At 73.4% G+C, this 10,495-nt stretch carries 9 protein-coding genes; 4 read left to right on the top strand and 5 right to left on the bottom strand.

Annotated elements, in window-relative coordinates; genetic code table 11:
* Together EYA84_RS18350 and EYA84_RS18345 are read left to right on the top strand one after the other, a co-directional pair.
* A partial coding sequence (locus tag EYA84_RS18350; protein WP_131054284.1) for a M48 family metallopeptidase occupies positions 1–1,037 on the top strand: 1,037 nt, incomplete at its 5' end.
* On the top strand, positions 1,034–2,164 hold the full coding sequence (locus EYA84_RS18345; RefSeq protein ID WP_131054283.1) for a glycosyltransferase family 4 protein: 1,131 nt from the start codon (positions 1,034–1,036) through the stop codon (positions 2,162–2,164). The genes EYA84_RS18350 and EYA84_RS18345, both read left to right, overlap by 4 nt.
* A 134-nt stretch (positions 2,165–2,298) precedes the next feature.
* On the opposite strand, the gene EYA84_RS18340 is transcribed toward EYA84_RS18345, so the two are convergent.
* From EYA84_RS18340 to EYA84_RS18320, 5 genes are all read right to left on the bottom strand, one after another.
* Positions 2,299–3,954, bottom strand: a complete 1,656-nt coding sequence (locus EYA84_RS18340; RefSeq protein ID WP_131054285.1) for a bifunctional diguanylate cyclase/phosphodiesterase — start codon at positions 3,952–3,954, stop codon at positions 2,299–2,301.
* 79 nt (positions 3,955–4,033) lie between these two features.
* Positions 4,034–4,843 carry an SAM-dependent methyltransferase gene (locus EYA84_RS18335; protein ID WP_131054282.1) on the bottom strand — a complete coding sequence of 270 codons (810 nt, stop codon included), beginning with the start codon at positions 4,841–4,843 and terminating at the stop codon, positions 4,034–4,036.
* 189 nt (positions 4,844–5,032) lie between these two features.
* Entirely contained in the window at positions 5,033–5,701 is a 669-nt protein-coding gene (locus EYA84_RS18330; protein WP_088972416.1) for a response regulator transcription factor, read from the bottom strand.
* A 7-nt stretch (positions 5,702–5,708) separates the two neighbouring features.
* A complete protein-coding gene (locus tag EYA84_RS18325; RefSeq protein WP_131054281.1) occupies positions 5,709–7,403 on the bottom strand; it encodes a GAF domain-containing sensor histidine kinase in 1,695 nt (564 codons plus the stop codon).
* A gap of 14 nt (positions 7,404–7,417) precedes the next feature.
* Positions 7,418–9,217, bottom strand: a complete 1,800-nt coding sequence (locus EYA84_RS18320) for a long-chain fatty acid--CoA ligase (RefSeq protein WP_131054280.1) — start codon at positions 9,215–9,217, stop codon at positions 7,418–7,420.
* 136 nt (positions 9,218–9,353) lie between these two features.
* On the opposite strand from EYA84_RS18320, the gene EYA84_RS18315 reads away from it, so the two are divergent.
* On the top strand, positions 9,354–9,809 hold the full coding sequence (locus EYA84_RS18315) for an SRPBCC family protein (protein WP_131054279.1): 456 nt from the start codon (positions 9,354–9,356) through the stop codon (positions 9,807–9,809).
* A gap of 40 nt (positions 9,810–9,849) precedes the next feature.
* On the top strand, positions 9,850–10,495 hold a 646-nt coding region (locus EYA84_RS18310; protein WP_131054278.1), incomplete at its 3' end, for a hypothetical protein.

The following is a 10,495-nucleotide window of genomic DNA, read 5'->3' as shown; positions in this document are numbered from 1 at the left end:
CGCTGGCGCTCGGGTTGACGCCGCTGGGCAGCCGCCTGGTCGAGCTGGCCGGGCGCCCGTTCGGTGGGCACTGGACCGCCCAGGCGATCCTCGGCGGGCTGGCCGTGGTGCTCGTCGCCGACCTGCTGACGCTGCCGTTCGCCGCCTGGCGGCACAGCGTGCTCACCCGGTACGGGCTGGCCACCAACGGGTGGGGCGGCTGGGCGGTGGACCTGCTCAAGTCGTACGCGGTCAGCGCGGTGATCGGCGCGGTGGCCCTACTCGGCTTCTACACCGTGATCCGGCTGGCGCCCCGCTGGTGGTGGGCGTTCGGCGCGGCCGGTGCGGCCACCCTGGTGGTGCTGCTCTCCTTCGTGCTGCCGGTGCTCGTCGAGCCGGTGTTCAACCGGATCAGTCCGATGGAACCGGGCCCGTTGCGCACCGAGCTGATGGAACTGGCCGACCGCGACGGCGTACCCGTGCGCGACGTGCTGGTGGCCGACGCGTCCCGGCGCACCAACGCGGTCAACGCGTACGTCTCCGGGATCGGACCGACCCGGCGGGTGGTGGTCTACGACACCCTGCTGCGCGAGGCGACCCCGGCCGAGGTGAAGGCCGTGGTGGCCCACGAACTGGGCCACGCCCGCGACCGGGACGTGCCCATCTTCACGCTCACCGGCGCGCTGGGCGCGGCGGCGGCCGTGGTGGCGCTCTACCTGATCGGCTCCTGGCCGCCGCTGCTGCGCATGGCCGGGGTGGACTCGGTCGCCCAGCCCCGCGCGTTCCCGCTGTTGCTCGCCCTGGTCACGGTGGCCGGACTGGTGTTCACGCCGATGCAGGCGCTGATGTCGCGGCGGCTGGAGGCACGCGCCGACGCGCACGCGCTGGCGCTGACCGGTGACCCGGCCGCGTTCGAGGCGATGCAGCGCCGGATCTCCTCGGTCAACCTCGGCGACCCGGACCCGCCCCGCTGGGAGTACCTCTACTCCGCCACGCACCCGTCCACCGTGGAGCGGATCGCCGCCGCCCGCGCCTACGCCCGAGAGGCCGGCCGATGAGCCGCACGCTGTTGATCACGAACGACTTCCCGCCCCGGCCGGGTGGGATCCAGTCCTTCGTGCACAACCTCGCGGTGCACCAGCCCGCCGGCTCGGTGGTGGTCTACGCGTCTAGCTGGCCCGACGCCGACAAGTTCGACGCCGACCAGCCGTACGAGGTGGTGCGCGAACGCACCAAGGTGCTGCTGCCCACCCCGCTGATCGCCCGACGGGCGGCCCGGCTGGCCCGCGCGTACGACTGCGACACGATCTGGTTCGGCGCGGCCGCCCCGCTCGGGCTGCTCGCCAACGGGCTGCGGCGACGGGCCGGCGTACGGCGGGTGGTCGCCCTCACCCACGGGCACGAGGTGGGCTGGGCGGCGCTCCCGGTGGCCCGGACCGCGCTGCGGCGCATCGGCCGGGGCGCCGACGTGGTGACCTACCTCGGCGAGTACACCCGCACCCGGTTGGCGCGGGCGCTGGACGGCCTGACCGACCTGCGCCGGCTCGCACCCGGAGTGGACGTGGACTTCTATCACCCGGCGGTCGACGGCAGCGGGGTACGCCACCGGCTGGGGCTCTCCGACCGGCCGGTGGTGGTCTGCGTGTCCCGGCTGGTGCCGCGCAAGGGCCAGGACATGCTGATCCGGGCACTGCCGCTGATCCGCCGCCGGGTGCCCGACGCCGCGCTGCTGGTGGTCGGTGGCGGCCCGTACCGGGCGGCGCTGGCCCGGCTGGCCCGCCAGGCCGGGGTGGAGCGGGACGTGGTCTTCACCGGTTCGATCCCCGAGGCCGAACTGCCGGCGCACTACGCGGCCGGTGACGTCTACGCGATGCCCTGCCGCACCCGCAACCGGGGGCTGGACGTGGAGGGACTCGGCATCGTCTACCTGGAGGCGTCGGCGGCCGGTCTGCCGGTGGTGGCCGGCAACTCCGGCGGCGCGCCCGACGCGGTCCGCGAGGGCGAGACCGGGTACGTGGTCGACGGCCGGGACCTCGCCGAGCTGACCGACCGGGTGGTCACCCTGCTCACCGACCGGGACCTGGCCCGCCAGTTCGGGGCGGCCGGCCGCGCCTGGGTGGAGCGGGAGTGGCGCTGGGAGACCCAGGCCCGCCGCCTGTCCGACCTGCTCACCGACCCGAGGTAAGGAAGGGCCCCCGGCTAACGCCTGGTGTATAGCAGGGGACCCCTCCTAACACACGAGCGCGCGGCACCCGAGCGCGTGCGGCGCGACACCGAGCGCGGCGCGGCGCGGTGCCTCGGCGGACCGGGCGTGGTGCCTCAGCGGATGCGGGCGAGGATGTTCTCGGCGGGGGCGGGACGGCCGAAGTGCCAGCCCTGACCGGCGTCGCAGCCGATCGCGCGCAGCCGCTCGGCCTGCCCGACGGTCTCCACCCCCTCGGCGGTCACCGTCAGGTCCAGGGCGTGCGCCAGCGAGACCAGCGAGGCGAGGATGCGCTCGTTGGCCCGGTCGCCCGGTGAGCGCAACCCCCGGACGAACTCGCCGGCCACCTTCAGCTCCGTCACCGGCAGGTCACGCAGGTACGCCAGGTTGCTGTAGCCGGTGCCGAAGTCGTCGATGGCGATGCGGACGCCCAGGTCGGCCAGGGTGCGCAGGGCGCGTACCGGCTCCTCGGCGCTGCTCATCATGGTGCTCTCGGTGATCTCCAGTTGCAGCCGGTGCGGTGGCAGGCCGGTACGCCGCAGCAGAGCGCTCACCTCCTCTACCAGCCCGGGTCGGCGAACCTGGCGTACCGCGAGGTTGACGCTGACGTACGGCGGTGCGCCGGCGGCGGCCGTCCAGCCGACCGCCTCCCGGCACGCCTCGGCGAGGACCCAGGCCCCCAGCGGCACGATCAGCCCGGTCTCCTCGGCCAACCCGATGAAGCTGTTCGGTCGCAGCACCCCCAGGTCCGGGTGACGCCAGCGCACCAGCGCCTCCACACCGAGCACCGAACCGTCGTGCAGCGACGTCAGCGGCTGGTAGTCGAGGTAGAACTCGCCGCGCTCCAGACCGGCGGGGATCGCCGCGCTCAACGCCTGACGGGCCTGCTCGCGGCCGTCGCGTTCGGCGTCGTAGAGCGCCCAGCCGCCGCCACCGGCCGACTTGGCCCAGTGCAGCGTGCTGCCGGCGGCCCGCAGCAGGTCGTCGGGGGAGGTGTCGGCGGCCCGCCGTTCCACCACCCCGACGCTGGCGGTGACCGTCACGTCGTGCCCGCCGACCACCACCGGCTCGGAGAGCGCGGCGAGGGCCGCCTCGGCGACCGCGACCACGTCACCGGTGCCGGTGGAGCGCTCCACCAGCACCACGAACGCGTCCCCGCCGAGCCGGGCCACCAGGTGCGGCTCCACCGACCGCGACAGCCGCCGGGCCGCCGCCACGAGGGCCCGGTCGCCGACCGAGTGACCGTACGAGTCGTTGACCCGCTTGAAGCGGTCCAGGTCGAGGAAGCACAATCCGACCCGCCGTCCGGCGCCGACCGTGCCGTCGAGCGCGGCGACCAGCCGTTCGGCGAACAGCGTGCGGTTGGGCAGGCCGGTCAGCGGGTCGTGGGTGGCCTGGTGGCGGAACCGGGCCTCGCTGGCCCGCAACGCCCGCTCCGCGTCCACCCGGGCGGTCAGCGCGGCCCGGCGGATCGACTCCTGCTCGTCCAGCGTCCGGTCGTGCAGGGCCCGCGCGTAGGCGGTGGCGATCGCGGCCAGCAGCCGGGCCATCCGGTCCTCGATGTCGTCGGCGACCAGGTCGAGGTCGCGGACCAGCCGGAGCTGGATCACCTCGACGGTGCGGCCGAGCGCCTCGGCGGAGGCGATGTGCGCGGCGACCAACTCGTTGGCGACCCGGTGGCCCACCCGCAGGTCGAGCGGCTCCGCCCGCAGCGCCTCGGCGAGCTGGTCGGTGAGCTGCTGCAACAGCAGCTCCAACTGGGCGTGCGGCATCGGCAGGTAGCTGGTCCCGGAGACCGCCTTGGCCCAGGCGCGGGCGAACGTGCCGGCGCAGGAACGGCCGTCCGGAGGCTCAACCACCGAGCCGCCCGACCCCGCCCAGGAAGACCGCCTGCTCGGCGTTCTCGGCGCTCTCCGGGGTCTCCGGACGCCACTGCGGCACCCACACCACCCCGGGCTCGACCAGCTCGAAGCCGTCGAAGAACGCGGTCAGCTCGGCCCGGCTGCGCACCCACAGCGGGCTGTCGGTGCGCTGGTAGACCTCCTCGGCCTCGGCCCGCTCGGCCTCGTCGCGGCCGTCGTCGCTGGCCTGCGAGAGCACCAGGTGGCTGCCGGGGGCCAGCGCCTCGCGCAGCGTACGCAGCAGGTCGGCCGGGCGGTCGTCGTCCGGTACGAAGTGCAGCACCGCGACCACCAGCACGGCGACCGGCTCGGAGAAGTCGATCAGGGCGTTGACGTCGGGATGCGCGAGGATCCGCTCGGGATGACGGAAGTCCTCCTGGACGACCGTGGCCCGCTCGGTGTCGGCCAGGATCTCCCGGCTGTGCGCCACCGCCACCGGGTCGACGTCGACGTAGACCACCCGGGAGTCGGGGGCGTGCCGCTGGGCGATCTCGTGCACGTTGCCGACGGTCGGGATGCCCGATCCGATGTCGAGGAACTGCCGGACTCCGGCGGCGGTGAGGTACTGCACGGCCCGGCGCAGGAAGGCGCGGTTGGCCTGGGCCATCAGCGGAGCCTCCGGCACCAGCGCCATCATCGCCCGGGCCGCTGCCCGGTCGGCGGCGAAGTTGTGCGAGCCACCGAGATAGTAGTCGTACATGCGGGCGACGCTGGGTCGTTCGACGTCGATCGTCTCGGGTGACCAGTCCGGCCGCTGCATGCCACACCCCTTCGCGCCAGCCGGGGCGACACCGCCCCGGCCGGTATTCTGCCCCGCCTGGGCGCGGGAGGCCATAGCGCGATCACGGAGAGGGTCATTGACGTGCGGAGATGCGTTTTCCTGCCGAGGGGCGACCCGACGGCCCGGCGGCGAGGACGGGCCTCGACGCCGGGAGTCGCGACGGATGGATCAGAACTTCGGGGCGTCAGGGGCCTCGAGCAGACCGAGCCGCAGCGCGGTCATCAGCGCCTGGGCCCGGTTGGCCGCACCCAGCTTCTCGTACAGCTTCGAGATGTGGGTCTTGGCGGTGGACTCACTGACGAAGAGCTGCTTGGCGATGCCGGCGACGCTCATCCCGTCGGCGAGCAGGCGCAGCACCTGGCCCTCGCGGGGGGAGAGCTGCGGACCGGACGGGGCGAGCCGCCGCTTCATCGCCTCGGCCAGGTCGGCGGCGGTGAAGGCGCTGGGGGAGGAGGCGGCGTGCCGGGCGGCGGCGACCACCTCGTCGGCGGGCGCGGTCTTCGGCACGAAGGCGCTGGCTCCGGCCTCCAGGGCGCCGAAGAGCTGGTCGTCGCCCGCGTACATGGTGAGCACCACGATGCCCATGGTGGCGCTGGACTTGCGCAGCGCGCGGGTGGCCTCCAGGCCGCTGCCGTCGGGGAGTCGCAGATCCATGATCACCACGTCCGGCTGCAGCGCGCCGGCCTGCCGTACGCCCTCGGCCGCCGTCGCCGCCTCGCCGACGACCTCGAACTGCCGGTCGCGCTCGAAGGCGTGGCGCAGGCCCTTACGGATCAGGTCGTGATCGTCGACAAGGAGGACCTTGGTACGAGTGGCCGGTGTCGGGCTTGTGGTCATCCTCGGGTTACTCCCCTTCTGCTGCTGCGCCGCTACCGCGAACGTTATCGCGCCGGGGGGACGACCCGACCACCACGGCTACGGTCGTCCCGCTGGGCTGTCGCGGCCTGATCTCCAACCGGCCTCGGATACGTTCCGCTCTCTCGGCCATGATCGCAAGACCATAGTGCCCGTCCGAGCGCTGGTCACCTATGCCGTGACCGTCATCCGACACTTCGATCTGTGCGTACGGGGGATCCACCTCGCAGGTGACCCAGAGATTGGACGCTCCCGCGTGCTTACGCGCGTTGGTGACCGCCTCCTGGGCGATGCGCAGCAGCTCCGCCTCGGTCGCGGCGGGCAGCCGCGCGGTGGACTCGTCCAGCGACAGGTGCACCCGCAGCCCGCCGGAGGCGCCGACCGTCCGCGCGTACTCGGCGATGGCGGCGGCCAGGCCGCCGTGCCGGTCGACCTCGCTGCGCAGCTCGAACAGGCTCAGCCGCAGCTCGGTGATCACCCGGGTGACCTCGTGGCGTAGCGTCCGCAGCGAGTCGGCGGTCTCCTCGGCGTCGTCGTGCACGGTGGCCAGGGCGTTGTCGATGCCGTAGCCGACCATCACGAGTTCCTGCGCCACCCCGTCGTGGATCTCCCGGGCCAGTCGCTGCCGTTCCTCGTTGGTGGCCAGCGACCGCACCTCGTCGAAGAGGAGCGCCGCCTCCAGGCGCAGCGCCGCCGGACCGGTCAGCGCGGTCACCTGGGACACCACCGACGGCGGGTACGCCTGCCCGGCGTCGGCCTCCAGCACCACCAGCCCGACCGTACGCAGCCCGGCGACCAGCGGCACGATCAGCGCGGAGACGTCGTTGCCCCGGTGCGTGCGGGACTGCGAGCGGGCCGCGGTCTGCGGCTGCTGGCTGGCCCAGGCGTCGGCGATGGCCGAGTCGGCGTCGAGCGTGGTCTCCCAGTCGACCCGATCGGCCCCGATCTGGGCGAGCACCACCAGCCGCCCGCCGCCACTGGCGGAGAGCACCGCACCCCGGTCGGTCCGGGCCACCGTGCGCAACTCCTCCAGCAGGTGCTCGGAGATGCCGCCCGGATCGAGGGTCGCCCCGGGCAGTTGCCGGGCCACCGTACGGAGCTGGGTGAGCAGGCGGGTCGCCTCGGCGTACGGCTGCGGTTTGCCCTCCTGCCGGACCTGCATCACCCGGTGCAGGGTGCTGGCCGCGTAGAGCCCGAGCGCGGCGAGGATCAGCCACTGGGCGCAGACCGCCAGGTAGCCGGGTTGGCTGAGCTGGCGTACCCCGCCGACCTCGGTCAGCGCCCCGGCGACCAGCAGGGTCCCGGCGACGACCGCGATCAGCGTGGCGCCCTCGCGGAAGCGTCGCCGCAGGGCGGTCACGGTGACCGGCACGGCGAGGTAGGGCAGCACCGCGGAGGCGCCCAGCCCGCCGATGTGGCCGCCGACGGTGGCGACCGCCGCGACCTGGCTCGCGGCCAGGCCGAGCACCATCACCTCGGCCACCCGGCTCAGCGGCCCGACCAGGCGGTGCTGGGGTGCCAGCAGCGCGGGCAGTCCGGCGATCGCCAGCAGGGCGATCCACCAGAGTTGGGCCACGTCGCGGGTGGCGAGCAGGGTGAGGACGGCGACCAGCGCGAGCACGACCACCCGCGCCGCCGCGGCGAGCGGGTGGGAACGGGCCAGGGCCGATGTCGAGGCGGGCACGTGACGGATCGTAGTCAGGAGCCGTAGATGTCGGCGATCTCCGCCGCGTACGTCTTGTGGACGACCTGACGCTTGACCTTCATCGACGGCGTCAGCTCGCCGGTGGCCTCGGTGAAGTCGCGGGGCAGGATCCGGAACACCTTGATCGCCTCGGCCTTGGAGACCGACTGGTTGGCCCGGTCCACCGCGGCCTGGATCTCGGCCCGCAACGCCTCGTTCTCGCGCAGCGACTCGACGTCGGTCCCGGCCGGCAGCCCGGCCGACTCCAGCCAGGCCGGCAGGGCCTCCTCGTCGAGGGTGACCAGCGCGGCGATGAACGGCTGCCGGTCGCCCACCACCAGGCACTGGCTGACCAGGCGGTGTGCCCGGACCTGGTCCTCCAGCACGGCCGGGGCGACGTTCTTGCCGCCGGCCGTCACGATGATCTCCTTCTTTCGACCGGTGATGGTCAGGTAGCCGTCGCCGTCGAGCGAGCCGAGGTCACCGGTGTGGAACCAGCCGTCGGCGGTGATCGCCTCGGCGGTGGCCGCGTCGTTGTGCCAGTACCCCTGGAAGATCAGCTCACCGGCGATGAGGACCTCGCCGTCGTCGGCGATCCGGATGGTCACACCGGGCAGCGGCCGACCGACGGTGCCGATGCGGGTGAAGTCCGGCAGGTTCGCCGAGGCGGCGGGGGAGGTCTCGGTCAGGCCGTACCCCTCGCAGACGGTCACCCCGACGCCCCGGAAGAAGTGCCCCAGCCGCGCACCCAGCGGCGCGCCGCCGGAGATCGCGTCCCGGCACCGGCCGCCCAGCGCGGCCCGCAGCTTGCCGTAGACCAGCTTGTCGAAGAGCGCGTGCTGCAGGCGCAGGCCCAGGCCCGGCCCGGACGAGGTCTCCAGCGCCTCGCTGTACGCGATGGCGACCGCCTCGGCCCGCGCGAAGATCTTGCCCTTGCCGGCGGCCTCGGCCTTCTGCTTCGCGCCGTTGTAGACCTTCTCGAAAACCCGGGGCACGGAGAGCACGAAGGTCGGCTTGACCTCCTGCAACTCGGCGACCAGGTGCTTGGGGTCGGCGCAGTGCGCCATGGTGACCCGGGCGTGCACCACGCCGATCTGGATGAGCCGGGCGAAGGAGTGCGCCAGCGGCAGGAACAGCAGGGTCGAGGCGTTCGGGCGGAACAGGTTCGGCAGCACCGGGACGGCGTTGGCGATGTCGGCGTACATGTTGCGGTGGGTCAGCACGCAGCCCTTGGGCCGGCCGGTGGTGCCGCTGGTGTAGATGATCGTGGCGACGTCCGAGGAGCGCAGGTCCGCGCGTCGGCGGTCGATCTCGGTCGGTTCCACCGCCTGGCCGGCGGCGACCAGGTCGTCCACCCCGCCGAGGTCGATCTGCCAGAGGTGGGCCAGGTCGGGCAGGTCGTCGCGGACGCCGGCCACCAGGGTGGCGTGCGCGGTGGTCTCCACCACGACGCCGACCGCGCCGGAGTCGGCCAGGATCCAGGCGGCCTGCTCGGCGCTGGAGGTCTCGTAGATCGGCACGGTGACCGCGCCGGCCGCCCAGATGGCGTAGTCGACCAGGGTCCACTCGTACCGCGTGCGGCTCATCAGCGCGACCCGGTCACCGGGCCGGACCCCGGCCGCGACCAGGCCCCGGGCCACCGCCACCACCTCGTCGCGGAACTGCCGGCAGGTCACGTCGACCCATCCGCCGGAGCCGTCCCGTCGGACGAACTGGACCAGGTCCGGGGCGGCTTCGGCGTTGTCCCAGACCGGGTCGGTCAGGTTGGCGGAATCGCCGACCGTGACGATCGGCGGGACGGAGAACTCGCGCACCTGCACTCCCTCGTGCTCGCTGGCCGGGTCTGCCGCCTGGCGGCTGGAGTGAAACCTACCGTCTGACCGGCGTAGGAGCACATCGCAGGTGGGGCGGCGCGGCGCGGGCCCTGCACGGGACGGGTAGCCTCCCCCCATGGCGGACTCCTCCACCCAGTCGATCACCATCGGCGCGCCACCGGACCGGGTGGTGGCGGTGATCTGTGACTTTCCGAGCTATCCCGAGTGGGCCGAGGCGGTGCGGCAGGCCGAGGTCGTCGAGGAGTACGAGGACGGCTATGCCAGCCAGGTCCGGTTCGTCCTCGACGCCGGGGTGATGGCCGACGAGTACGTGCTCGAGTACGGCTACTCCGAGGACCTGTCCCACATCGAGTGGCACCTGGTGGCGCCCTCGAAGATGCAGAGGTCCCAGCGCGGCTCGTACGACCTGGTGGTCGACGCCGACGGGGGCACCACCGTGACGTACACGCTCGAGGTGGAACTCGCGGTCGGAATGCTCGGGATGTTCCGCCGCAAAGCCGAGAAGATGATCATGGATGCTGCGTTGAAGCAGCTCAAGCGCCGGGTAGAAACACTCGGTTCGGCGCAGTGACGCGTCCGGCGACCTGGTCGCCACGGTAGAGGAGCCCAGCATGGGTGCGACAGATCCGGGTACGGCCCGGGAAGAGGCGGAGCGGCTGGTCGCCACTCTGCTGGCCGGCGTACGGCTGGCCGCCGCGAACCCCGGCGCCGGGCCGTTCGGCCCGCTCGGTGGGATGGTGACCAGTGTCCTCGGTCACAAGGACGCCCCCGGTGACCGGGGTGGGCGCACCGAAACCGCCGGTGCCGGTTTCGCCACCGGTGCTGCGGAATGCTGCGTCTGTCCGGTCTGTCGAGGTATCAGCGCGTTGCGTGACCCGAGTCCGGAGTTCGCCGAACGGCTTGCCACCGGTGCCGGCGACCTCGCCGCCGGTCTGGCCAGCTTCCTGCGGGCCTTCACCCCGGCCGACCCGCGCTCCGACCCCACCGCACCGCCCTTCGCTCCGTCCCGTCCCGACCCCGACCCCGCCGGGTCCCCGTCCGACCCTCCGGCGCCCACCGCAGGCCCGTCCACGACCGCCGGGCGCAGCCCGGACAGTGATCACGTGTGGCGCGAGGCGACCCGTACCGGGCATGATTCTCAGCCGGCACCGGAGCGGGACGTCTGGTCCGCCGCCACGCGGGCGGAGGACGGCGCCGCACCGGTCGCCACGCCCGTCGACGCCGCCGGGCCGGTCGGGCCGACCGCACGCCGCACGC

The sequence above is a fragment of the Verrucosispora sp. SN26_14.1 genome, assembly GCF_004307965.1.
Lineage (GTDB): Bacteria > Actinomycetota > Actinomycetes > Mycobacteriales > Micromonosporaceae > Micromonospora.
This window is presented reverse-complemented; position numbering and strand designations above follow the sequence as displayed.